The organism is Streptomyces sp. NPDC056061, from assembly GCF_042266885.1.
Lineage (GTDB): Bacteria > Actinomycetota > Actinomycetes > Streptomycetales > Streptomycetaceae > Streptomyces.
On record NZ_JBHJWQ010000034.1, the window covers coordinates 1 to 25,143 of the forward strand.

Annotated in this window: 15 protein-coding genes and 1 pseudogene; 14 read left to right on the forward strand and 2 right to left on the reverse strand. The window is 68.1% G+C overall.

Going from position 1 to position 25,143, the window contains the following annotated elements; all coding sequences use genetic code 11:
• The first annotated feature begins 266 nt into the window (after window positions 1–266).
• Window positions 267–1,247: a CehA/McbA family metallohydrolase gene (locus ACFC79_RS32525; RefSeq protein WP_376247741.1), complete on the forward strand. Its 981-nt coding sequence runs from the start codon at window positions 267–269 to the stop codon at window positions 1,245–1,247.
• Window positions 1,248–1,256: 9 nt separating this feature from the next.
• Here ACFC79_RS32525 and ACFC79_RS32530 read toward each other — a convergent pair.
• Both ACFC79_RS32530 and ACFC79_RS32535 read right to left on the reverse strand, forming a co-directional pair.
• Window positions 1,257–2,065, reverse strand: a protein-coding gene (locus ACFC79_RS32530; RefSeq protein WP_376247744.1) for an IS5 family transposase whose coding sequence is annotated in 2 segments (ribosomal slippage) — window positions 1,257–1,736 and window positions 1,739–2,065 — 807 coding nt in all. Because the reading frame shifts where the segments join, the coding sequence is not laid out codon by codon here.
• A 50-nt stretch (window positions 2,066–2,115) separates the two neighbouring features.
• Window positions 2,116–2,724: a hypothetical protein gene (locus ACFC79_RS32535; RefSeq protein ID WP_376247746.1), complete on the reverse strand. Its 609-nt coding sequence runs from the start codon at window positions 2,722–2,724 to the stop codon at window positions 2,116–2,118.
• 333 nt (window positions 2,725–3,057) lie between these two features.
• Here ACFC79_RS32535 and ACFC79_RS32540 point away from each other — a divergent pair, with 333 nt between their 5' ends.
• From ACFC79_RS32540 to ACFC79_RS32600, 13 genes and pseudogenes are all read left to right on the forward strand, one after another.
• Entirely contained in the window at window positions 3,058–3,357 is a 300-nt protein-coding gene (locus ACFC79_RS32540) for a transposase (protein ID WP_099918030.1), read from the forward strand.
• Between the two features lie 149 nt (window positions 3,358–3,506).
• Window positions 3,507–3,935: an IS3 family transposase gene (locus ACFC79_RS32545; protein ID WP_376247863.1), complete on the forward strand. Its 429-nt coding sequence runs from the start codon at window positions 3,507–3,509 to the stop codon at window positions 3,933–3,935.
• Window positions 3,913–4,163: pseudogene (locus ACFC79_RS32550) on the forward strand (hypothetical protein); the annotation flags it as partial. The gene ACFC79_RS32545 and the pseudogene ACFC79_RS32550, both read left to right, overlap by 23 nt.
• Window positions 4,164–4,911: 748 nt before the next feature.
• Window positions 4,912–6,912: a carbamoyltransferase C-terminal domain-containing protein gene (locus ACFC79_RS32555; protein ID WP_376247748.1), complete on the forward strand. Its 2,001-nt coding sequence runs from the start codon at window positions 4,912–4,914 to the stop codon at window positions 6,910–6,912.
• Window positions 6,913–6,918: 6 nt separating this feature from the next.
• Complete coding sequence (locus ACFC79_RS32560) at window positions 6,919–8,145, forward strand: cytochrome P450 (protein ID WP_376247749.1); 1,227 nt, start codon at window positions 6,919–6,921, stop codon at window positions 8,143–8,145.
• Window positions 8,142–11,363, forward strand: a complete 3,222-nt coding sequence (locus tag ACFC79_RS32565) for an amino acid adenylation domain-containing protein (RefSeq protein ID WP_376247752.1) — start codon at window positions 8,142–8,144, stop codon at window positions 11,361–11,363. Before ACFC79_RS32560 ends, ACFC79_RS32565 begins: the two co-directional genes overlap by 4 nt.
• Before the next feature lie 26 nt (window positions 11,364–11,389).
• The gene (locus ACFC79_RS32570) at window positions 11,390–12,622 is read left to right on the forward strand and encodes a Zn-dependent hydrolase (protein WP_376247755.1); all 1,233 of its coding nucleotides are present in this window, start codon (window positions 11,390–11,392) and stop codon (window positions 12,620–12,622) included.
• 61 nt (window positions 12,623–12,683) lie between these two features.
• On the forward strand, window positions 12,684–13,637 hold the full coding sequence (locus ACFC79_RS32575) for a TauD/TfdA family dioxygenase (RefSeq protein WP_376247758.1): 954 nt from the start codon (window positions 12,684–12,686) through the stop codon (window positions 13,635–13,637).
• Window positions 13,630–16,293: an amino acid adenylation domain-containing protein gene (locus ACFC79_RS32580; RefSeq protein WP_376247761.1), complete on the forward strand. Its 2,664-nt coding sequence runs from the start codon at window positions 13,630–13,632 to the stop codon at window positions 16,291–16,293. Before ACFC79_RS32575 ends, ACFC79_RS32580 begins: the two co-directional genes overlap by 8 nt.
• 25 nt (window positions 16,294–16,318) lie before the next feature.
• The gene (locus ACFC79_RS32585) at window positions 16,319–18,010 is read left to right on the forward strand and encodes a condensation domain-containing protein (protein ID WP_376247762.1); all 1,692 of its coding nucleotides are present in this window, start codon (window positions 16,319–16,321) and stop codon (window positions 18,008–18,010) included.
• A gap of 76 nt (window positions 18,011–18,086) precedes the next feature.
• Window positions 18,087–19,415: a hypothetical protein gene (locus tag ACFC79_RS32590; protein ID WP_376247765.1), complete on the forward strand. Its 1,329-nt coding sequence runs from the start codon at window positions 18,087–18,089 to the stop codon at window positions 19,413–19,415.
• Window positions 19,416–19,431: 16 nt separating this feature from the next.
• Window positions 19,432–19,734 (forward strand): acyl carrier protein, encoded by a 303-nt coding sequence (locus ACFC79_RS32595; protein ID WP_376247768.1) that lies wholly within the window; start codon window positions 19,432–19,434, stop codon window positions 19,732–19,734.
• Window positions 19,727–25,141, forward strand: coding sequence for a condensation domain-containing protein (locus ACFC79_RS32600; RefSeq protein ID WP_376247771.1), 5,415 nt, complete (start codon window positions 19,727–19,729; stop codon window positions 25,139–25,141). The genes ACFC79_RS32595 and ACFC79_RS32600 overlap by 8 nt, the downstream gene beginning before the upstream one ends.
• The last annotated feature ends 2 nt before the right edge of the window (window positions 25,142–25,143 follow it).

Genomic DNA, 25,143 nt, shown 5'->3' on the forward strand with positions numbered 1-25,143 from the left:
GCCGAAAACGCTCACACCCGCGAGTCGTCAAACGCAAGGTCCTGAAATGGGCCGCGAAACGCTCCCACCACGCACACTGGCCCCAGCCCGAACACAGCCCTCACGTCACCATCCGATTCACTAACTGAACGGTATTGTGCCTAACTGATCGTTTCAGAATGCGATCTGACCTCTCGGCTGAGACGGCGCTCAGTGGTGCGACGGAACTGGTAGCTCTGGTTGCGCGTTGGCTCCACAGGACTTTGGGGGGGAGAACCTTGTCGAACTTGAGCTTCCCGCCGACGCGGGCGGTCGGACGCGGGGCGGCCTGGTACCGCGGGGACTGCCATGTTCATTCGGTTCACTCGGACGGGGAACTCACTCCTGAAGAGTTGGCTGTTCGGGGGCGCGCTGCCGGGCTCGACTTCATGGCGACGACGGAGCACAACTCAGCTGCGGAATCCGGCGCGTGGGGGCACCTGGCTGCCGATGACTTCTTGATCGTTCTTGGTGAGGAAGTGACCACGAAGACCGGGCACTGGCTCGCGCTCGGCATCAAACCCGGCGAGGTCATCGAATGGAACCACCAGGTCAGGGACGGGTTGATCGATCAGTGCCTAGACCAGGTCCATCAAGTCGGAGGGCTGTGCGTGGCCGCACACCCGCATGCGCCCTATCCGTCGGGCGACTTCATGTTCCCCTTCCGGGGCTTCGACGTGGTGGAGGTCTGGAACGGACTGTGGACTTCGGACCGACCTTGGAACGCTGACAACGAGGCCGCCTTGGCGGAGTGGGGGCGGAGCCTCGCAGCGGACATTCACACGGGATCGTGGCGGCCGGCGATGGGCAACAGCGACACCCACTTGGAAGGGCAGATCGGCATCCCTCACACCGTGGTCTTCGCCGAGGAGCTGAACACCGAGGCGATCCTGGCCGGAATCCGTGCCGGCCGCAGTTGGATCGCCGAGTCGGCGGACGTGGACGTGACGTTCACTGCCAATGCAGATGGTCACGTTGCCGGGGTGGGAGAACAGCTCACAACTTATGGTGGGCAGGTCGAAGTGCATGCAGCAGTGCGAGGCATGCCGGTGGGGACTGTCAGCTTCCACACCGATCGAGGAAAGGTTCACCGGGCATCTCTCCCCGGCAACGGGGCAGGTGTGGTGGCGTGGGACACGACGGCGGAGGAGTCAACGTTCGTCCGCATCGAGGTCCGCCATCCCAACGGGGACGTCGCCGCACTCACCAATCCGGTTATCCTTGTCTGACCACTCGTTTCACCGTACGGTGCGCAGGCGACGGAGGCAGATGAGGCTGCAGGCCAGTTCGAGCAGGCCCTGATGGAGGTCGGCGCGTCGTTCGTAGCGGATCCGGAGCCGTTTGAACTGGTGCAGCCAAGCGAAAGCCCGCTCTACCACCCAACGGACCTTGCCGAGCCCCGAGCCGTGGGCCACGCCACGTTGGGCGATCATCGGTCTGATGCCGCGCTTCCACAGCAGGCGGCGGTACTTGTCGAAGTCGTAGCCCCGGTCGGCATACAAGTGCCGCGGCTTACGGCGGGGTCGCCCTCGCAGCCCCCGGATCGGCGGAACCGCATCGAGCAGCGGCAGGAGTTGGGTGACGTCATGGCGGTTGCCGCCGGTGAGGGTGACGGCGAGCGGGGTTCCGTGCCGGTCAACTATCAGGTGGTGCTTGGAACCAGGACGGGCGCGGTCGACCGGCGAGGGGCCCACGTGATCCCCCCTTTGAGGGCCCGGACATGCGAGCCGTCAACAGCGCAGTGATCTACGTCCAGAAGGTCGGCGCGGCGCAGCTCGGCCAGCAAGGCCGCGTGCAGGCGTGGCCAGACGCCGGCCTCGGTCCAGTCCCGAAGGCGACGCCAGGCCGTCACCCCTGAACAGCCCACCGTTTCGGCCGGGACATCACGCCATGCGACTCCGGTCCGCAGTACGTACATGATCCCGGCGAGTGCCGCCCGGTCGGGAACGCGCAGTCGCCCGGGGTAGCGGCGGCGCCGCGCAGGAACAGGTGGCAGCAGCGGAGCTACACGCTCCCACAGGTCATCCGGAACAAGATCAGCACGCACGCGGACACCCTGCCCACGAAGATCACCGGGCACAAGACTTACGACTCAACTCATTCTGAAACGATCAGTAAGTCGCGCAGTAAGTCGTAGCGCACAATCTTGCCTTCGATCTTCCTCATGATCTGGTGCGGGATATGCCGTTTGTTGGCGACGCGCAACTCAGGCAGCAGCACCACAGCGAACACCTCACCCATACTGGACCACCACGCAACGGACTTCTCGACGTCGTCCCGCACCTGACGGTCGATGTGTTTGAACTGGTGAGGCTTGTGTGCATCGTGGGCGTAGAAGGCCTTGAACTCCACCACTCCGTGTAGTTCTGGAATCCGAGAACTGCGGCGGCTCGGCTTTTCAACCACTGCCAGGTCCACACTCCGCTTGGCGAGCTCTCCGTTCTTGCCCATCGTGACCAGCCCGGTCCACTCGCGGCCCACGTCCAGCCGTGTCCCTTCGAGTCGCCGGTGCATTGCGTAAGCCACACGGTCGCGGACCGGATGCTCAATCTGCGAGGTGAGCGCCAGGTAGGCCAGTTCTCCCTCTTCGAAGGAGCGGCCTGCGGTCTGCAGACAGGAGTCAAGGGATTTTGCGGTGAGTCGCCATAAGTCTGTGCCCTTGCCAGCCTGTGGCTCATTAAGCCCTGCGGTCGTCGTTTCAGTCACGCCTTGAAACTACTGCACTGGTATGACACCGGGCTCGGGTGTGTAGAGAGCGAGACATGGAGATGCAAGGGAAATCCCTAACGAGGCCTGCGGGGCCCTCGGGGGCGGATGGGCGTCACAGAAGCTGAGACGTGTTTGTTGAGCTGCTTTCGCAGGGCTTGGTTGTCGTGGTACAGCGCTGCGATGGCAGTCTGGGCAGCCTTGAGCTTTTTCTCCAGGAGCGTGCATTCCTGGGTCTTCTTGGTGAGGCGCCTTTTGAGTTCGGTGAAGCTTCCCCTTGATCGTGGACACCTGGAGACTGGGATCTTGAGGTTCCAGAGGAAGTAGCACCAGGTGGGAAGCAAGTACACGAAGCGGTACACCGAGGAGTTCAAGCGGGACGCGATTGCGCTCGTCGATTCCTCGGGCAAGACGGTCACCGCCGTCGCCCGGGAGCTCGGGATCAGCTCGGAATCCCTGCGCGGCTGGTACCGCCGGGCGAAGGCGGACCGGGGCGAGGGCGAGTCCGGTGAGCTGACCAGCGCCGAGCGCGAGGAGCTCAAGCGGCTGCGCAAGGAGGTCCGTGAACAGCAGCAGACGATCGAGATCCTGAAAAAAGCGACCGCCTTCTTCGTGAAGGAGAACGACCGGTGAGTGAGCTGTACCGGTTGATCCATGCGGAGAAGGCGAACTACCCGATCGTTCTGTTGTGCCGGGTGCTGAAAGTCGCCCGCTCCTCCTACTGCGCTTGGCGCGAGGGCGAGGCCGCCCGCCATGCCCGGCAGGCCGCCGACGACGCGCTCGTGCACGAGATCACCGTGGTGCACATCGCCTCCCGACACACCTACGGTGTCCCGCGCATCCACGCCGAACTGCGCCGCCTGGGCCGGCGGGTGAACCGCAAGCGCGTCGCCCGTGTGATGCGTGAGCGCGGCATCCGCGGTGTCACCCGGCGCAAGAGGCGTTCGCTGACCCGGCCGGACGCGAAGGCGAAGCCGGCCCCGGACCTGATCGGCCGCGACTTCCACGCCGAGCGGCCCGGGACCGGGCTGGTCGGCGACATCACCTGCCTGCCCACCGCCGAAGGCTGCTCTACCTCGCCTGCTGGCTGGACCTGGCCACCCGCGAGGTCGTCGGCTACGCCATGGCAGACCACCACCGCGCCGAACTCGTCGTCGACGCCATGGACATGGCCCACGGGCGAGGCCGGCCGCGGCCGACACCGCTGGTGAGATCGACTGGGACGTCTCGGTCGACTTCACCATCGTCCGGGCGCATCAGCACGCGGCCGGCGCCCGGACCGATCCGCCGCCTGCCCCTGGTTCAAAGGGGGCCGAACCGCCAGAACACCAGGACGAGACGCCGTGGCAGAGCCTCGTCGCCCGCCTGGCGGAGGTGGTGCGGGAAGTGAGGCCCTGGGCCGCTCGCGCGGCGGGTTCGCATCCTCGCCCGCACTCCGGCAACCCTGCCAACCGGCGCACACCACACTTGGGGTCCGTTTACGCCAGTCTCTTCTTGGTCTCGTCGCGATAACGGGTCGCCGACTCGTGGTCTTTGCTACAGGAAGGGACTGGCCCGACAGCCGACGCGAGACTTTGACGACCAGCAGAAAGCAAGCAATGGATCTTTATAGGGCGACGTCAGCCCTACCAAAATTCGATAGGCGCCACGGCATGCCGATGAGTGACCTGCGCCTGGCTTGAAGCTACGTCTTCCTGACACCTGACCGTTGAGCATCCTTGCGCGTCCAAGAAAGGAAGCCATAGCATGATTGCACGTACAAGCAATGCCAATAGTCGCCACCAGCATATACGTTCAGGCTCCCTTTCGACCGCCGGAAGGTGGTTCGCATGCGAGAATGATCCCATTTCTGCGCAGCGTTAGATGCAGCGGCATCACATGCAGCGCACTTCAGGCGATGCAGAGGAATTCAATTCAGCAAAAGCCTTCTGCCATCGCGCCAATATTCCTGGCCGCGAGGTGCTGCGCCGCACTCTGTGAACCGGCGGACGGATACCGATTCTCTGTCCCCGCCGCCGTGTATGAGTCGTTCGTCTCGCTGTAGCGCGCTGCCGACCGCCAGGCGGTTTCCGGCTCCTGTACTCCAGCCCGTCGACTGTCGTCTCTCAGTGCGGAACCGCCCTGCATGTACGCGTGGTGCAGCGCGGTCGGCTCGGACACCGTATTCGTCTACCCGTAAGGACGAACATGCCACTGCGCATTGTGGGCTTCAACCTCAGTCACGACAGCAGTGCCTGCCTCGTGGAAAACGGACACCTCGTCACCGCTCTCGCGCTGGAACGCATAACCGGTGTCAAGCGTGGCGTGGTCCCCATGCATGCCTATGCGGCCGCCATGGCCGCACTCACCCGTGATCTGCTCGCAGGCGTCGGCCTGGCTCCCGCCGACATCGACTATTGGATCGCCACCTCTACCGAGTCCCGGGATCAGTACGACGAAGACCGTCTGACCGACACGCTGGGCCTTCTGGCAGCGCCCGAGCGACGTCTGGTGCTTCCGCACCCCGGGCACCACCTGGCCCATGCCAGTGCCGCTTTCTACACCAGCGGGCTCCCGGAGGCTGCGGCCCTGGTGATCGATGCGTACGGGGCTCGGATCGGTGAACAGCGCGAACGCGAAAGCGCCTTCGTCTTCACCTCCGGCCGCGCCCCCGCGATGCTGTGGCGCACGCTGCGCAATGAGGACCGAATTGCTGGCCGGGCGCGGAAAGGTGCGCTGTGGATTCCGCGGGAACTCAGTGGCGTCGGCGAAGTATACCGGGTGGTCACCCTTGCTCTCGGGTTCGCCGAGCCCGGCTCGACTTATGACGACGCCGGAAAGACCATGGGCCTGGCCTCGTACGGACACCGCCTGTCGCGGCAGAGCCTTTTCATCCACACCGACGGCTCTGATCTGTCGTTCGACGGAGCCGCTGACGCGCTGGTAGAGTTGGGACTGGCGGTGCCGCGCCATGAAGGGCTGCAGTTGAGGCCCCGGCCGGCCGGGGCGCCTTTGGAACAGTTTCACCGCGACTTGGCGGCACAGATCCAGGCGGAGTTCGAAACCGCCTGCCTGCACCTGGTCGGCCGCACGATGGCAGCCTCCGGCAGCCGCCACCTGGTGCTGTCCGGCGGGTGCTTCCTCAATTCCATGCTCAACGCGCGCATCGCTCGAGAATGCGGACTTGACCGGCTGTACATCTTCCCGGCCGCGACCGATGACGGCAACGCCGCCGGTGCGGCCCTGTACGCCCACCATGTGCTACTGGCTGATCAAAACCGACCGCACGCAGGCACGCGCGAACTGCGCCATGCCTTTCTCGGCCCAGCCCGGCTGAGCAGTACACCTGCCCAGGAGATCACCGAGCGCGCCAGCGCCCTGGGACTGACCGCAGTCGGTCATTCCTCGCCTCGCACTGCGGCCAGGGCCGCCGCCGAGGCCATCGCCCGCGGCGAGATCATCGGCTGGTTCCAGGACCGTGCCGAGTTCGGACCCCGTTCCCTGGGCGCTCGTTCGATTCTGTGCCACCCGGGCCGCAAGGGGATGAAGGACCGCCTCAACGCCCGCGTGAAGTTCCGAGAGGCATTCCGGCCCTTTGCCGCCTCCGTGCTGGCCGAACACGCCGAGAAATGGTTCGATCTGCCCACAGGGGACAGCCCATTCATGCTGCTGGTCTGCCCCGTGAGGCCCGAGCAGGCCGACGCGGTGCCCGAGGTGGTCCACACCGACGGCACCTGCCGACTGCAGACCGTGGATTCCCATCTGCCTGGCCCGTTCCGTGCGCTGATCGAAGCGTTCGAGGAGCAAACAGGTCTGCCCATGGTCCTCAACACCAGCTTCAACGTCCGTGGCAAGCCCATCGTCGAGGACTGGCGCGAAGCCCTCGACTGTCTGTTCGGTTCCCGCTTGGACCGCCTCTTCATCGGCCGGCACGAGATCCCCGCGCCGGACCTGGCCGCTCTGTGCCCGCTGCACGAGAGTCCCGACGGTCCGGACCTCCTCACCGCGGAGGATCGCACGCTGCTGCAACACTGCAGCGGAACCAGCACCCTGCGGAATATCGCCGCATCCATCGGGTGTGACGAGGAGACGGCCCTCGACCGCGCCCTGCTGCTCCGCCGCCGTCGCCTGCTGCGCTGGGCCCACGTGGATACCCCGCGCCCCCTGGCGCTGCCGTTGCCGCAATACGATCCGCACGCGGCAGGGTGAACGCAGATGGACATCAACCTCGCCGACCCAGACCTGTACGCCACCGCCGACGGCGGGTTGGAGGCACTGCGCTCTCTGCAGCGTGCGCGTCCGGTGTACTGGAACGCCGCGTCCACCACCGGTTTCTGGGCACTGACCCGCTACGCGGACGCAGTCACGGTCTACCGCAACCCCAAGTCGTTCACCTCCCGGCAGGGGATCCAGGTCGGCCAGTTGGAAGACACCCGCCTTCCCGCCGCCGGCAAGATGCTCGTCCTCGCCGACACGGGCGAACACCAACGCATCAAAGCACTCATGAGCCGTCATCTGTCCCCCGCAGCCCTGCAGCGGCTGCTGCCCGAGATGCGCTCGACCGCCCGCGAGGCACTCACCCGCCACACCGGCGAGCAGGCGGTCGACTTCGTCACGGAGATCGCCGGGCAGCTGACGATGACGGTCATCGGCGCGCTGCTGGGCGTGCCCGCCCGTGACCGACCAGATGTCGCCCGCTGGACGTCCCTGGCCTTCGACGAGCCACCCGTCGGCACGGCACCAGCCATGAGCGCCCAAGAGGCGAATGCCCAGCTGTTCGCCTACTTCGCCGACCTGTTGCACCCACGCCGCGATACGGCCCACGCGGATGACCTGATCAGTGCTCTGGCCGCACCGGCGACCGGCAGGCACACGCGACTGAGCACCGAGGAGATCCTCTTCAATGTCCACCTGCTGCTCGCCGGGGGCCAGGAGACCACCCGCCAGGCCGTCGCCGGCTGCGCCGCCGCCTTCAGCAACCACCCTGACCAATGGGAGCGCCTGCGTGCCGATGACGGGCTGCTGGACACAGCGGTCGAAGAAGTCCTGCGGTGGTCGGCGCCGAGTCTGAACGTCATGCGTACCGCCACCCGTGACATCACGATCGGCACGACCACGGTACGCGCCGGCGAACAGGTGACCGTGTGGCATCCCATCGTCAACCGCGATGAGGAAGTCTTCCCTCATGCGGATGCTTTCGACATCGCCCGGGAGCCGAACCGGCACCTGAGCTTCGGCATGGGCAGTCACTTCTGCCTGGGAGCCTGGCTCGCCCGCCAGGAACTCCGGGTGCTGATGCAGGAGATGCTGGCTTGTGTGGCCCGCCTGGAGCCGGCAGGCCCGCCACGTCGCTCCCGCTCCCGCCGCACCTGGGGCTATGACTGTCTGCCCATGCGTCTGGTCCCTGTTTGCCCGGCCCCGAGGGAACAGGAGTTCAAGTGACCCACGTAGCCGAGAGCCGGCGGCCGCTGTCCCAGCTGCAACTGGCGTTGATCCGCCGCGAGCAGGCCAATGACACCGCTCCCGTCCGCTGGGCGAGCAGCACCCTCTCCTGTCACCTGCCGTGGAACCCACCGCGCCTGAGCGCCGCCGTCGAGGCGGTGGCCCGTGACCACCCCGCAATCAGTGCCGTATTCGACCTGGCCCCTGGTGGCACCCCGCGTCAGGTGGTTCGTTCCAGCGCCGGCCTGCCCTTGCACCACCATGATCTGCGCCAGTACAGCACCGCGCGCCAGCAACACCTGATCGCTGACGCGCTGGCAGCCGGGACCGCCGACACCGATATCGACGGCAGTGCGCTGGCGCAGGTCTTCGCCCACCGGGTGGGCGAAGAGGTGTTCCGGCTCTCACTGCTCAGCCATCCGGCTCTGCTCGACCGCTGGAGCCATCACGCCTGGTTCGCCGATGTGCTCCGCCGCTACCTGCTCATCGCACCGCCGCCCGGTTCCGGTCCGGTCTCAGCGCCGGCCGATCCGCTGCCCGACCCCACGGCGGCACAGCTGGCGGCGCGGGCCGCCGCCTTCACCGGCTTTTCCCCCAGTCCTCCCAGCTTCTGGATCACCGAGCCGGAGAGCTCCTTCGGCCCCGTCGCGGACGCGGGCCCGCTGATCTGTCAGGCCTTTGTCGAGGAAGGCCTGGCGCACCGACTGGCGTCACTGGCGCAGCACCTTGGGATCCCGCTCAAGCAAGTCGTCCTCACGGCCCACGCCAAGGCCGTGGGCGCGGGCACCGGACGCACGGATGTGACCGTAGGCGTGGAGACTCCCTGCTGGCAGGCTCCGGGCCCCAGGCCGCTGGACCAGCTCACCAACGTCGTCGCCATGCGCCTGCGCCTGCCGGCCAACTCGTGGGACACACTGATCGGCCAGGTAGCGGCCGAGACAGCAGCGGCACAGTCGTACCTTCACCTGCCGCCGGCGCTGTTGCACAACGCCCTGCGGACCGATCGGCTACTGGATTCCACCTTCTCCTACAGCGAGACCGCCATCGAGGCCGACCTGCTCGACGGGGCGGCCGGCACCCTTGCCCCGTTGGCCGGTCACGAAGACTGCGCTGGAGAGTCCCGCACACCGTTCGAGGGAAGCTTCCTTGCCGAGGTCTTCCGCGGCCCCTTCAGCGGAAGGATGCTGCTGCGACTGACCGCCGGCCCAGGTCTCACCACTGCCCAACTGCGCGAAATCCTGCGGATCCACTTGGAGGTACTGTCCCACTGTGCGGCCCAGCACGAGCCGCATCACTTCTTTACACCGCTCACGGACCGGCAGCGGCAGCTGACACTGCACCAGTGGAACGGGCCTGAGCGCCGCTATCCGGTGGAACAGTGCGTCCACGAACTGATCGAACAGCAGGTCCGCAAGACGCCATACGCGACCGCTGTGGTCGATGCCGAACGCACCCTGACCTACCGCGAACTCAACGCCGACGCCAACCGCCTGGCACACCGGCTGCGTGCCGCCCGCGTCAGCACCGGGTCCGTCGTGGGTGTCTATGCCAAGCGCAGCGCCTCCTTGTTGACCGGCTTCCTGGCCGTGCTGAAGGCCGGTGCTGCCTATCTGCCGCTGGATCCGCAGCAGCCGGCCGAGCGCACCGCCTACATGCTCAAGGATGCCGGCACCCACTTGGTGCTGAGCGACAGCACCTACGCCGACGCACTGCCCTGCGGGAGTTGGTCGGTGTGGAACACCGACCAACTGCCCGACAGGCAGTTCCCTGACCACGATGTGCCCGGTACATGTTCCACCGAGGACTTGATGTACGTCATCTACACATCAGGCTCCACCGGCAGGCCGAAGGGCGTGGCAGTCCCCCACCGAGGCATTGCCAACTACCTGGGGTGGTGCGCGGAGGCCTACGCCCGCCATGGGAGCGGCGGGACCGCGGTGTTCTCATCGGTGGCCTTCGACATGGTGGTACCCAACATCTACACGCCCTTGGTCACCGGTCAGCGCGTGTGCATCCTCGACGAACGCCTCAACATGTTCGCCGTTGCCGAGCGGCTGCGGGGCCTGGCTCCGTTCAGTTTTCTCAAGCTGACCCCGGGCCAGTTGGAGATGCTCAGCGAACTGCTCTCGCCCGAGCAGGCGCAGAGCCTGGCCGGCACACTGGCAGTCGGCGCCGACGCGTTCTCCGTGCGCACTCTGCGTCACTGGCGCCGCATCGACCCGCGTACTCCCGTGCTGAATGAGTACGGGCCCACCGAGGCCTCGGTGGGCAACTGTGTGCATTTCATCGACGACACGGAAAGCGGCGACCTCGTGCCCATCGGTCGTCCCATTCCCAACACCACCATGTACGTCCTGGACGACATGCTTGCGCCGCTGCCTGTCGGGGTGCCGGGCGAGCTGTACATCGGCGGGGACTGCGTGGTGCGCGGCTACATCAACCGTCCGGATCTGACGGAAGAGCGCTTCGTCACCGATCCGTTCAGCGAGCGACCCGGTGCCCGGATGTATCGCACCGGCGATATCGGGCGGTGGCTGCCCGGTGGTGTCCTGGACTTCCTGGGCCGGATCGACAGCCAGCTGAAGATCCGCGGCTACCGCGTGGAGCCCGCCGAGGTGGAAGCCGCCTTGGCCGAGCACCCGTCCATCAGTGAGGCGGTGGTCAGCCCCACGGGCACCACACGCGAGACCCTGTCCCTGGTCGGCTACTACGTTGCCGAGCACGCCGTGGGCCCTGAGGAGATCCGTACGTACCTCGGCAGTCGCCTGCCCGAATATCTCATTCCCAGTTTCCTGGTGCCCATCGACGCCGTACCACTCAACGCCAACGGCAAGGTCGACCGGCCTGCTCTGCCGGCGCCCGGACGTCACCAAAGCCACCGGGCCCGGCAGCAAGCCGCCGTCCGGGGCCCGCAGGGACAGGCTGTCCGACGCATCTGGAATGCGGTCTTCGGCACTGGGAAGCCTGCCCTGGACGATCCGATCACCAGGGCGGACCACCAGCTCGCCGGCGAGGTCCAGCTCGCCGTGCAACTGGCAGAAACGACCGGTCTTCAGCGGACACGCGCCTTTCGCCTGGTCGCTTCGGCCCGGACATTCGGCGAGCTGTGCGAGCAGCTGAGCCGAGAGGCTGCGCGTCCCTCCACCTCCGGCACGCGCACGGGCCGGGCGCCACGTCCTCCTATCCCTTCCACGACGTTGGGGGAAGTCACCCGATGACGGCCGGCCGGGGCCGGAGCGCCCCTTTGGACATCGACGGCGAGCGTCTGCTGCACCGACTGCGCACACTGGCCACCATCGGCCGCGATCCTGCGGGCGGCATCAGCCGGCCCGGCTTCGGTGACGCCACCGCCCAGGCCAACCGGTACGTGCAAAAGGCGGCTGAGCAGCACAACCTGTGCACTGCAATCGACGCAGGCGGCAACCTTCTGATCCGTCGGCCCACGTCCCAGGCTCAGCAGAAGCGACGCACGTTGTTGATGGGCTCTCACCTGGACACCGTCTACAACGGCGGCTGGCTCGATGGCGCCTACGGCGTGCTGTCCGCTCTTGAGGTCCTGGCCACCATCGCTGAACACGATGTCGATCTGGGTTTCGATCTGACAGTCGTTGCCTTCGCCAACGAGGAAGGCGCCGACTTCCCCCAGCCGTTTTGGGGGTCGATGGTCCTATCCGGCCAGCGCGACGCCCTGCCCGCACAGCCGGTCGACTACCAGGGCAACCCGCTCGCCAGCGCACTGGCCCGCACCGGCGGAGACATCAACGACCTGGTCTCGGCCGCCTGGAAGCCCGACGCGTTGCTGGGGTACCTGGAACTGCACATAGAGCAGGGCCCGGTCCTGGAGAACAGCGGCACGCCGATCGGTGTCGTCGACGCCATCAACGGCCGTTTCGTCCTCCAGGTCGACCTGCACGGAACAGCCGCCCACGCCGGCACCATGCCCATGGAGGGCCGGGCCGACGCCCTGGTCGCCGCCGCGCATCTGATCCTGGCCGTTCGGCAACTGCCTCGCGAAGGCCGCTGCCAGGTCGCCACCGTCGGGCACCTGGAAGTTTTGCCGAACTCGGCCAACACCATAGCCGGCACCGCCCGGCTGACCGTCGACCTGCGGGACGCTGACGTGGATCGACTGCGGCAAGCGCACAGGGATGTGTGTGACGAAGCGCAGACCCTGGCCGACCGGCTGGGCGTCCAGGCCCGGTGCGAGCAGATCATCGCCACTCGTCCCGCCGCCACCGCCCCGTCCTATCAGGCAGCTATCACCGAAAGCGCCGACGCCTTGGGCCTTGCGCACACCACGCTGTCGAGCGGCGCCGGCCATGACGCACAGATCATGGCTGCTGTCACCCCCATCGGCATGATCTTCGTTCCCAGTATCGGCGGCGCCAGCCACGTACCGCAGGAGGACACCGCCGTCGGTGACCTCCTCGCCGGGGCGCGCGTCCTGCTGAGCTCCGTCCTACGCCTGACGACCTGAAGTACGCCCGCAGCGGCGCGCACGCACCGCGTGCCGTGCAGCTTTCGACAGGAGGCAGAACATGGAGTTTCCCGCCGTCCTGCAACGGCCGCCCGCCGGCAGCGGCCTGGCGTCGTGGCTGGTGCGCCACGCCGAGCAGGTCGACCACCTGCTGGCGACCACCGGCGCCATCGTGCTGAGAGGCTTCGGAGTCCGCGACGCCGCAGAGTTCCACGACGCGATCCAGCACCCGTTGGGCACTTTGATGCAGTACGTCGAGGGCGCGTCCCCACGCATCCCGCTGGGCGACGGCTTGTACACCTCAACCGAATACGCCCCCGACCTGACGGTCTCGCTGCACAACGAGCTATCCTACAGCCACCAGTGGCCCGGACGGGTGGCGTTCTACTGCAGAACCCCGGCCGCGCACGGGGGCCAGACCCCCATCGCCGACAGCCGCAAAGTTTTCGCCCGCCTGGCCACCCGGCTGCCCGGGATGCTGCCCGACGAAGTGCGCTACGTGCGGCACCTGCATGACGGCACCGGAGCCGGCCAGGCCTGGACCACAGTGTTCGCCACCGACGACAAGGCGGCCGTAGCCACCTACTGCGCCACCGCCGGTATCGGACATCAGTGGCTGGCCGACGGCACGCTGCGCACCAGCCAGGTCCGGCCGACTGCCCTGCTGCATCCCCTGACCGGCGAGGCTGTGTGGTTCAACCAGGCCCACCAGTGGCACCCCTCGAACTCGGGCACCGACGATGAGGCGATGCTGCGCGAACTGTTCGGCGACGCCTTGCCGATGAACGCCCTGCGGCCCGACGGGCAGGAGATCGGCGCCACGGTGCTCACCGCCATCCGTGAGGCATACCAGTCCGAGCGTGTGCAGTTCGACTGGCGGCCCGGCGACGTCATGGTGCTGGACAACATGCTCACCGCCCACGGGCGCGCACCCTTCACGGGTGCCCGCGAAGTACTCGTGGCCATGGGACAGCCCATACGCCTGACCGACGTGGAAAGGGTTACCTATGCGTGAACACGCCCCCACCAACACGATCGGTGCATGGATCGAGCGCTGGGCCCGTACCAGCCCCGATGCCATCGCCCTGGAATGCCGCGGCGCCACCTGGTCCTACCAGACACTGGAGCACATGGCGCAGCGCGTCGCCGACCGCCTGTACGAGCACGGCACCCGGCCCGGCAACCTAGTGGCCCTGCCCGCGCATCGCAGTCCGCAAACGGTCGCTCTGCTCCTGGGCATCCTGAAGGCTGGCTGCGCCTACCTGCCCCTGGAGATGGGCCACCCTGCCGCCCGGAACCGGCAGATCCTCGGGCGGGCCCATGCCGACGTTCTCCTAGCCGACGACGAAGCCGACCTGGTCGACAGTGGCCTGCCGGTGCTGACAGCCGCCTCGTGCTTTGAGCTCACCGCACCCCGGCGTCCCCAGGCCATCAGCGGTGAGCTGGCGTACGTCATGCCGACCTCGGGTTCCACCGGGGACCTGAAGCTGGTCGAAATCACGCACGCCAGCGTGCACCACAACCTCACCTGCCTCAACGAGGCCTTGGGCGGCATCACTGCCGACGACGTTTACCTTCACCTCGCCTCCTTCGCGTTCTCCTCGTCGGTTCGCCAACTGATGCTGCCCCTCTCCGTCGGAGCTCGCTGCGTGATCGCCACCGGCACGGAACGCACGGACCCCCGCGAGTTGCTTCGCCGCATGCACGCCAGCGGTGTCACAGTGTTGGACACCATCCCCTCGGTCCTGGCCGTGCTCACCGAGGCGCTGGAACACCTCCCAGCGTCTCAGGAGGCCGTCGAGCAACTGCGGCTTCTGCTGCTCGCGAGCGAACCTCTGCCCAGTGCGCTGGTACGCGCCTGGCTTCGTAGCCCGGCCCGGCCCAGGGCCCGCCTGTACAACATGTACGGGCAGACCGAAACGGCAGGCATTGTCTGCCTGCAACCGATCGACCCGACAGCTTCCCTGGGCACTGTCGTCCCGATCGGGCGCCCGCTGCCCGGTACCGAGCTGTGCCTGCTCGACGACCGTCAGCGTGTCCCCGCCGACGGTGCCACGGGGGAGATCGTCTTGTACGGCCCCGGGGTGGCCCGTGGCTACCGCGGGGATGCTGCCTTGACCGCCGAGCACTTCGCAGCATCAGGCCCGCACCGGAGCGGCGGCACGCTGCGCGGCTACCACACCGGTGACCTGGGGCGGCGCACCGCTGAGGGGACCATCGCTTTTGTCAGCCGGCGCGACCGCATGGTCAAAGTCCGTGGGCAGCGCACCAGCCTCGCCGAAATCGAGCACACTCTGGTCGGCCATGAGGCGGTTGCCGAGGCCGCCGTCGTCGATACCGGTACCGACGCATCCGGCGCCGTGCTGCGCGCCTTCGTCCGTCTGCGGCCCGGTGTTCTGGATGCGGCGGTGGCCGACCGGCTGCGCACGCTGCCCAACGGGCTGCGCGTCGTGGACCTCAACCCGCGCGAGACGGACTTCCTCTATGCCGAGATCTTCGACGCCGAGGTCTATCGGCAGCACGGCATCACCGTGCCGGAGAACGCCTGCATCATCGACGCCGGCGCCAACATCGGCTTGTTCACGCTGAGCGTGGCCACCCGCTATCCCACCGCCCGCGTCTACGCCTTCGAACCCGCCGCGCCGACCGCCGCCGCCTTGCAGGCCAATGTGCTGGCCAACGGCTGCGACAACGTCCACGTACGTGTCCAGGGGCTGAGCGAGCGGCCCGGGCCGGCCACACTCACCTTCTACCCGCACAGCTCGGGGCTGACGTCCCTCCACGCCGACACCGGCGAGGAACGCGCCCACCTGGTCAACATCATCTCCTACCAGCTCGCCCACGATGCTGTTCCCCGCAGTGAGGAACTGCAGGAATTCACCACCGACCTGGCCGACGCCAAACTGGTCCAGCAGGTCCTGCCGTGCGAGTTGTCACGTCTGTCCGACGTGCTGGACGTCGAGGGGATCGAGACGGTGGATCTGCTCAAGGTCGACGTCCAGAAATCGGAGACCGAACTCCTCAACGGCATCCGTGAGGACCACTGGGACCGGATCAAACAGATCGTCGTCGAGGTCCACGACATCGACGGCCGTCTGCGGCAGATGGCCGCCCATCTGACCGAGCGGGGCTACCTGGTCACCACCAAGCAGGACCAGATGCTCGCCGGCTCCCCGATGCACTACCTCTATGCCCGCCGCGCCGACGCACGCCCGGCGGCCGCACCGACCGCCGCTGCCGACCGCCCGGCACCGGCCACCGTCTCCGATGAGCAGCTCAGCTCCTACCTGGCCGCGCGTCTGCCCTCCTACCAGGTCCCCGTCTCCGTGGAGATCCTCGCCGCGCTGCCACGCACGGTCAGCGGCAAACTGGACCGCAGCGCCCTGCGGTCCCGCCGTACGGCCGGGCGGACCACTCTTCCGGGCCCCGGCCCGGCCGACCCGGTCACCGCCGACATCCAGGCGGTCTGGCAGGAGGTCCTGGGCAAGCCTGTCGCCCTTACCGATGACTTCTTCACCATCGGCGGCAATTCCCTGTCGGCAGCCCGGGTCATCACCCGTATCCGGGCCCGCCACACGCCCGAAGTCACCCTTCGGATGATCTTCCAGGAACGCCGACTGGACCGCTTTGCCGCCAAGGTCCGGTCCCTGTTGACCACGCAAGCCCAGTGACGGTGCGCCCCGAAGGCAAGGTGACATGACCACCGAATACCCGCTCACCCCGACACCCCAGCCGTCCGGCCCCGAGGCAGCCACCTCGCCCGGTGCCATCGTGCGACCGCTGTCCTTCGGCCAAAAGGGCCTTGAACTCCAGCAACAGGCCGCCCTCAACAGCCCCATCTTCAATGTACCGGCCGCTCTGGAGCTGACCGGCCGGCTCGACCAGCAGGCACTGCGCCGGGCACTGACACGCATCGTGGAACGCCACGATGTGCTGCGCACCACCCTGGTGTCGCAGGGCGACAGGCCTGCTCAGGTTGTGCACCCGCCGCAGCCCATCGAATTGCCCGTGCACGACCTGCGCAACCTGCCCATGGCACAGCGCGCCGGTGCGGCCCAGGCTCTCCTGGACACCGCGGCCGCTGCCCCCTTCGACCTGCGCCGGGAGCCTGGGCTGCGTTGCCTGCTGGTCGTGCTTGATATCGACCGGCACGTGTTCTTCTGGAACATGCACCACATCGCCTGCGACGGCTGGTCCAAGAGCATCTTCGCCCGTGAAATATCCCAGCTCTACACGGCCTTTCGCAGTGACGGCACGGATGAGCTGCCGCAGCTGGAGGCGACCTACGGCGACTTCGTGGCCTGGCAGCGTGCACTGCCTCCCGATCTCCTGGACTCACAGCTCGCCTACTGGCGACGTCAGTTGGCCGGGGTCGCCGACCTGCCGGGGCTCAGCCCCGCCCACGGCGCCCCTCAGCCTGTATCCCGCCATGGCGCTGCCAGCGACTTCCAGGTCGGCCGAGAGACCCGGCGCGCCGTGGAGGACCTGGCCGGCCGCAGTGGCGCCACCGTCTTCATGGTCCTGCACGCCGCCCTCCTCGCCGTGCTCCACCGCATCAGCGGCCACCACGACCTGGTGGTCAACGTGCCTTACGGCAACCGGCCCGAGCCCCGGTTCGAGCCGCTGATCGGCTTCTTCGTCAACGTACTGGCCCTGCGCTCCCACGTCCACGGCGACCCCGCCTTCAACAGCCTCCTGAGCCAGGTGCAGACCACCGCGCTCGACGGCTACGAGAACAGCTCGGTGCCGTTCCAACGCGTCACCGAGCAAGTGGCCGCCCAGCATGCGGGGCGTGTCGGCCCCCTGCACGAGATCTCCCTGGCGTTCCAGAACCTCCCCTACCAGCAGGTGCGCCTGGCCAACCTGGAGGTCGACCGCTGGGCGCTGACCCGCGTGGATATCCGCTACGACCTGGAAATGCACGTGTGGGAGGACGACGCGGCAGGCGGGTTGGCGGGCCGGCTGCTCTACCGTCCCGACTTGTTCGAGCCTGCCACGGCCGACGCCTGGACGGCCGCCTACACCGCCGCGCTGCAGGCCGTCGTCAGTGACCCCGGTGCGCGTCTGTCCCAGCTGAAGCTGCCGGCGCTGCCCTCAGCCGTGCCGCCGGTCACCTACAGGCAGGATCTGCGGGAAGTCGATGCACCGCAGGTGGCACCCCGCACTGCGGCCGAGTCCGCTGTGTGGGGCATCTGGGCTGAACTCCTGCACCGCGAAGACATCGGTGTCACCGACAACTTCATGGCCATCGGCGGGCACTCGCTGCTGGTCGCCATGATGGTCGGAAAGATCCGCGAGACGCTGGGGGTCTCGTTGCCTGTCCAGACCATCTTCGGGGACCCGACGATCGAAGGCATCGCCGCCGCGGTGGAGGCGGAACGGGGCTGAGCCGCACGTCCCGGCTCGCTTCGCACCGATCCGGAGCGGGCGACCGTCGTCCGTGCTTCATGAGGAGGTCCTTGTGGTGTACCAGGAGTCTCACCCCACCCTTGAGCCCGGCCCAGTGCCCGAAGGCAGCCTGCGTACTCTGGCCCCGCCCCAACTGGGCATCCTGGAAGCCGAGGTTTGGTCCCGTGACCCCGCCGCCTACACCGTGGTCAGCGCGGTACGTGCCGAAGGAGTGCCCGACTGGAACCTCTTGGTGCACTCCGCCCGGCAGGTCCTGGGCCGCCACGATGTCTTGTCCTGGCACCTGGTCCTGGACGACGGCTACCGGCTGACGGCCAGGGCCACACCCTGTGCTCCGCAGCGCGACCCGGTCGAAGAACTCGACCTGCGCGGGGACGACGCCGCTCACGCCGACGTCGTCATCGCCCAGCGGCTGCGGTGCGAGCGCGGACGCGTCATCAACCTCATGGACCCTGCCGGCCTTCCGCACGCGCGCGTGCTGCTCTTCCGCACCCCCTGCGAGCCCGCCGGCGAGGGAGACACAGCCCTGTGCGCGCTGATCACTCATCACGCCCTGGTGGACGAGTTCGCCACCACCCTGCTGTGGAGCGAAATCTTCCAGCGTGCCACTGGTCAGGCCGTCTGCGACCACTACGACTGCCGCTACGCGCAGTGGTCTGCCGCCAGCGTCAGTGACTCCGCCGCAGCGGCAGCCCGCCACGCCGCCCAGGAGCTGGCCGGGCACCTGGGAGCCCACCCTCTGGGCATCGCGGAAGCGCCGCCGCAGCCCGGACCGGCACCCACACCGCTGCACTTCACGCTGCCGACCCCCCTGCATGCCGCTGCCGTGGCCCGTGCGGCCCAGCTGGCCGTGCCCCCCACCGCCGTCTACGGCGCCGCGCTCAGCCATACCCTGTGTCGCCGGGCCGACGACCGCCCCCTGGTGTTTCATCTGCCGATGACACGCCGCGCCCCCGACGTCGACCACGACATCGTCGGCTGCTACGTCAGCTCCGTACCGGTGCTGGCCCGGCCCCCGGGCGACTGCGACGACCGCGCGCAGGCCATCCGCCGCTGGCAGGCGTCCCTGGCCTTCAGCAGTGCCCGCTCCCACGCCGACACCGCGACGCTGCGCACAGCTCTGGGCGACCGGGCGACCCCCCGGGTTTCTCTGGCGTTCGAAGCCCCGAGCACCGTCCGCAGCGCCCCGCCCATCCGCTGGAAGCCTCTGCCCGCACCCGACAGCACTGCCAAGACCCCGCTCGCGGTGTTCCTGGCACCGGGCAGCAGAAACGTCGCCGGCTCCGGCCGCCTGCTGTGGCAGCACGGGGTGCTCGACGGCTCCTCCGCCCGCGACCTGGTCGCCACTTTCCTGACCAACGTGGGGCGATACGCCCGTGCCTGATGGGACGCCTGGAATCATGAAGGGAGACAGGACCATCAACGAGTCCGAAGTCCCACCACCTCAGCCCGCCGACGACTCCGCCAAGCCCACTGCCGAGGAGATCGCCGAGATCTGCAGCACCGTCATCGGCGTGGACATCCCACCGGAGGCGGACCTGTTCGCCTTCGGACTGCACAGTCTCAACCTCGTCCGCATCGTCGGTGCCATCGACGTACTCTATGGCGTCCGCCTGACGGCCTTGGACATCCACGACCACCCCACCGCGCTGGCCCTGGCCCTCCGGGTCGGCGCGGGCAGCGAGCGGATCGGTCATGACTAGGCCCGACACAGGCATCCTGCTGCCCTCCCATCCGGCGCAGGCGGGCCTGATCGCCGCCCACGGCCGCCAAACCCACGCCCTGAACTGCACCTGCGCCTACCGGGTCACCGGCGCCTTGGACTCCCTCCGACTGGCCAGGGCCTATGAGCGAGCCCTAGCCTCGTTTGACGCGCTGCGCCTTGAATGGGTCCCCCTTTCGCCCGGGCTCGGATGGCGCTCGACTGCCGGCCCCCGCGCCACGGTGCGCTGCACCGACCTGCGCTGTTCTGTCAGCCCGCACCCGTCCGACGAGGGCGAGGCCGCGATCCGCGCCCGCCTGCAACGGCATGCCGCTCACCGCTTCGACCTCGGCGGCGGCCCGGCGGCGCTGGTCGAGATCATGCGAGTGCGAGACCAGGAGTGGATCGTCAGCGAGGCCATCGACCACACGCTGGCCGACGGCCGCTCCCTGGCCCTGCTGCACGACGCGGTGGCCGCCTGCTACCGCGACCCGCAGCACGTACTGCCCCAACAGCCCTCCTACACCGAGCATCTGGTGACCTCCGCCCAACAGCCCACCGACCGCAGCCGCAGCTACTGGCAGCGCGCCTTCGCCGATTTCACCCCGCCGCCGTCCGGCGCCCAGCACCGGCCTTCCGCCGCAGCCGCTCGCTGGGAGTGGACCCTCGACGCCACGCAGGCCGCCGATCTGCAGCGGGCCGCGGGCCGCCTGCGCAGCACACTGTCCTCCGCGCTGGTGGCCGCTCATGCTCACGCCGTGGCCCGGCACCTGGGCACCGGAGACATCGCAACCCACCTGGCCATGGACAGCCGACAGGCCGCCGACCAGAACCTGTTCGGACAACTGACTGTGCTGGCCCCGCTGCGCGTACGCCACTCATGGGAAAACGAGCTCGGCCGGCACGTGACCGCCGTGGCGCGCGCCATGTTGCAGATGCGCGAGTACCTCGACATCGACGTCAGTGCCCTCGACGCGCTGGGGGTTCCGGTGTCCGTGGGCCGCCCAGACGCCACTGTCTTCGTCATGCAAAACCTTGCGACAGCCCCCCTGGAGCTGCCCGGGACATACATAGCGGCACTGCCGGTACCCAGCACGGAACAGGCCGGCGGCCTTGTCACCGTCGTACGGCGACGCCCGGACCACACGGTGCACCTTTCACTCACAGCCCCCGCGGGCAGTGTCCTGGCGCCGCTGCTCACCAGCATCGGCCAAACCCTGCAGGCCACCGTGATCGCCGTGGCCGACCGCCCTGCCGAAGTTCTCAGCAGTGACGCCCTGCTGCCCCCGGACAGTCAGGCAGTGATCAAACAACTGGCCACCGCGACGCCGCCATACCCCTTCGCCCCCGTCGACGCCGACATCCTGCAACAGTTGGAGACAGCCGGCCGGCGCACCGTGGTGGACGATGGGGAACAACCGTGCTCGGCCCGCACCTTGCTCCGACGCGTACGGGCATACGAGGATCAATTACGCGCCGCGCGGATCGACGCCGGACATGTGGTCGCCGTCGACAACCTGCCGGTGGCCGAACGCATTGCCGCCTATCTCGCCGTGCTGCACCTTGGCGCCGTCTACGTCCCCCTGGCCACGTCTGGTGACAGGCCCGCCCGCCTGCCACGCGGCGCGGCCCGTCTGAGCGACAGCGGCCTGGACCCCGGCACAGGGCTGCGCCTGGGCGAGGGGCCCCTGGGCCCCCAGTCCCCCGCCTACGTCGTCCACACCTCCGGCACCACCGGCAATGCCAAAGGCGTGGTCGTCAGCCGGGCTTCCCTGGCGAACCTGGTCCGCGGCGAACAGGAACGCTTCGGCATCGGCATCGGCATCGGCACCGGCAGCCGCCTGCTGCTGGTGGCACCGCCCACGGTCGATCCCTGGATCTGCCACGTCACCAGCGCCCTGCTCCACAACGCCACCCTCGTGCCCGCCCGCCCTCTGTCCGACCGGCCGCTGGCCCAACAGATGCGCAGCGGCCGCGTCACCCATGCCTTCCTGCCGGCCGCGCTCCTGCGCTCCCTGGACTCCACCGACCTGCCCGACCTTCAGGTGATCGCCACCGCCGGCGACTACTGCCAGGCCGAGGACCTTCGTCCTTTCACTACGCAACGGGTCTTCAACATCTACGGGCCGACCGAAGCCACCGTGACCGCCAGCGTGGCCGAGATCACCGAGGCCACGGACCCGGTGCCGATCGGTCGACCCATCCACGGCACCAGCGCCCGAGTCGTCATCGACCAGGTGGCCAGCGCCCCCCTGGGTGTCATCGGCGAACTGCTGCTGGGCGGCGTCGGCATAGCCCTGGGCTACCTCGGCGAAGAAGAGCTCACCAGTCGGGCGTTTCCCGCCCTGCCCCACGCTCCGCACGAGCGGGGCTACCTCACCGGTGATCGGGCATACGTCCGTCCAGGCTGCGAACTGGTCCTGTGCGGCCGCGTAGACCGTCAGGTAAAGATCCGCGGCAGCCGCGTCGAGCCGGAAGCCATCGAAGCCGCTGCCCGGGCCACCGGTCTGTGCCGTGACGCCCATGCCAAGGCCTACCCCTCGCCTTCCGGCCCCGACCGCCTGCTGGTCCTGTTCGCCGAACGGTGCCCGGACGCCGCGGCCCTTTCCGTCGCCCTGCAGGCCGCACTGCCACCCGCGGCCCGCCCGCACCACATCGCCGTCATGCCCCGGCTGCCGCGCCACGACAACGGAAAGGTCGACGACGTCCTGCTGCCGCAGCACTACGCGCAGGCCACCGGCCAGAGTACCGAGGACCCCAGCCCGCCTGCACATCCCCTGGCCCGGTCCTGGGCCACCGTCCTGGGCACCGCGCCCGCACCCGACCACCAGTTCTTCGCCCAAGGGGGCGACTCTTTGAACGTGCTGCGTCTGGTACGCCAGGCCCGTGCCGCCGGACTCCAGCTCTCCCCCGCCGACGTATACGCCCACCCGCGCTACCAGGACCTCAAGCAGCTGTGCGCGGACCGGTCCTCCTCCAACTCTGCGAAAGGCGCGACCTCACTGGGCGGCCCCATCCCTCTGGGACCCGCGCAGCGGTGGTTTTTGGCCCTCGGCCTTCCTGAGCCGCAACGCTGGAACCAACGACACATCATCACCTTCTCCCGTCTGCCTCCTGACGCGCTTCTGCGCCAAGCCCTGAACGGGCTGGTGGCCACCACCCCACTGCTGGGCTCCGCTCTGGATCTCCAGAGCAGCAGTTTCATCCCCCACCTGGCCGCCGTGCCCCTCACCCGCCTGCCCGCAAAGGCCTCCGACCAGGAGTTGCTTGCGGCACTGAACGAACTCAGCTGCCGCATCAACCCCTTCGCCGGCTCGATGCTCGCTGCGCTCGCCGTGTCCGAGACCGACGACAGCGGTGCCTTGATACTGATCGCCCACCACCTTGTGGTGGACATCTGGTCCTGGAGCGTCATCGAAGACCGTCTCCGCCAGTTCCTGCGCGACCCCGCCGCCGTGAAGACCACACCTCGTGATCACGGCTTCGCCCAGTTCGCGCGCAGTGTCCAACAGCAGTGCTCTGCCGGGGCGTTCCACCTGGATGCCGCTGTCTGGCGCCAGATCCTCTCCTCGGGCACCACCACCGACTTCGCCACCCGTCCCAAGCGGCTGGAGCGCGCCGAGCGCACCATCGCCGTCCCCCAGCACTTGGTGCGCCGGTTGCAGGCGCCCCTGTCTCGTGTGGCCCTGGCTGCCCTCGGCCACGCTCTCCTGGCGGTCGCCGGCCCCGGCCACACCGTCATCGACCTCGAACGCAACGGACGGATGGCTGCCGGAGGCGACCTCAGCAACGCCGTCGGGTGGATCGCCCTGCACCACCCTGTAACACTCGAACACACCCTCCTGACCGGCACGGCCGTCCAGCACCTGTCCCAGGCGATCGATGCCGTCCCCGACTTCGGGCTGGGCTACGGTGCCCTGCGCTGGTCGGGGCGCGCGGACCTGGGCCGGCGCGTAGGGCGATTCGCCGTCGACGTCTCCGCGGACCAGCCTCCGGACGCAGCGCCCAAAACCCTGGCAGACAGGGTGCGGGCCCTGCCCCTGTCCTTGACCGGAATCAACCAGCTTCCCTATGAGGGAACATTCACTATCCGGCCCAGCGGAGACTCCCTGCGCGTGGTCCTGGACTACGATCCCAGGCGGATGTCCTGCAGACAGGCGGAGGCCGTCCTCAACGCGCTCGCAGAGGCCACACACTCACAGCACGACCCGCCCGCCACGCGGAAACGGCCTCGCACGGACCCCTTCGACCAGCCGGTCCCGGCCAGCGCCATGCAGCACCTCATGTTGCACCAGACTGGCAGCAGCCCCGGCGTCTATGTCCCCCGCCAGCTCCTCTCCCTTGGGCGTTTGCCACAACCCGATGCCTTTCTCGACGCTCTCAGCACCTTCCTCGGTACCCTGGAGCCGCTCCGGCGCCGCTTTCACACCAGCGCCCGGGGCCAGGTGATGCAGACCTGGCTGCCGCCCCGGCCGTGCTTCCCGCTGCAGCATCACGGAGGGGGCCGCGACAGCGCCCTCGCCTGGTTTTCCAGCACCGACAGCATCACCCGCGAGTCCGCTCTGTCCGAAGGCCCCTTGATTGAAATCACCGCTTTCACCGGAGAAGACCAGATACTCCTGGGAATGGAACTTCACCACGCCCTGCTGGACGGAGTCAGCAACCAGCATCTGCTGGCACTGCTCGAACGCTTCGTCCACGCCTTCCGCACCGGCGCCCCCCGGCCGGCCGCTCCAGGTCCATCCCCCGACAGAGCAGCCTGGCGCAAGCACATCGCCAGCGAGCTTGCCACCCAGCAGCAGCCGCCCAGCCTCCCCGCCCCACCGTCCGTGGGCCTCGACCGGCCCGTCACCGCCACCGCAGACGTGCCCCGCACACAGCTCGACGCGCTCCGTGCCTGGGGACAGCACCACGACGTGGATCTGCGCGCCGCACTGGCGGCCGTGGCCGCCCAGGCCGCCGCCGACCTCCTCGGCACCGCCACCATGCATGTCGTGGCCAACGGCCGCGATGCTGACATCCCAGGCGCGGCAGAGGCCTTCGGCATGTACTGGTACTTCCTCTCCTTGCCGCTCAAGGGCCAGGACCTCGCCGCCACGGCACGCATCATCTACCAAGCAGCCGCACAGCCCCTGGCCGAGGTTCGGGCAGGCGCCGCCGGCTGGCCAACGTGGCCCGTCGACAGCGTGGCATTCAACTTCACCAAGCACCCGGCCACTGAAACACAACGGTCATCGCTGCAGCGCATCGACCATCGAGATGTCTTCCACTACCGAGCGCAGATCGATGTGGCCGTCGGAAACGACGGCTCCGCGCGGATCCGCTGCACCGCAACCCAGGATCCACATGCCGTGCTACCTCTGCTCAATGCGGTGGTGAACCGTATTGCCACCGCGGGAAATCGGTGACT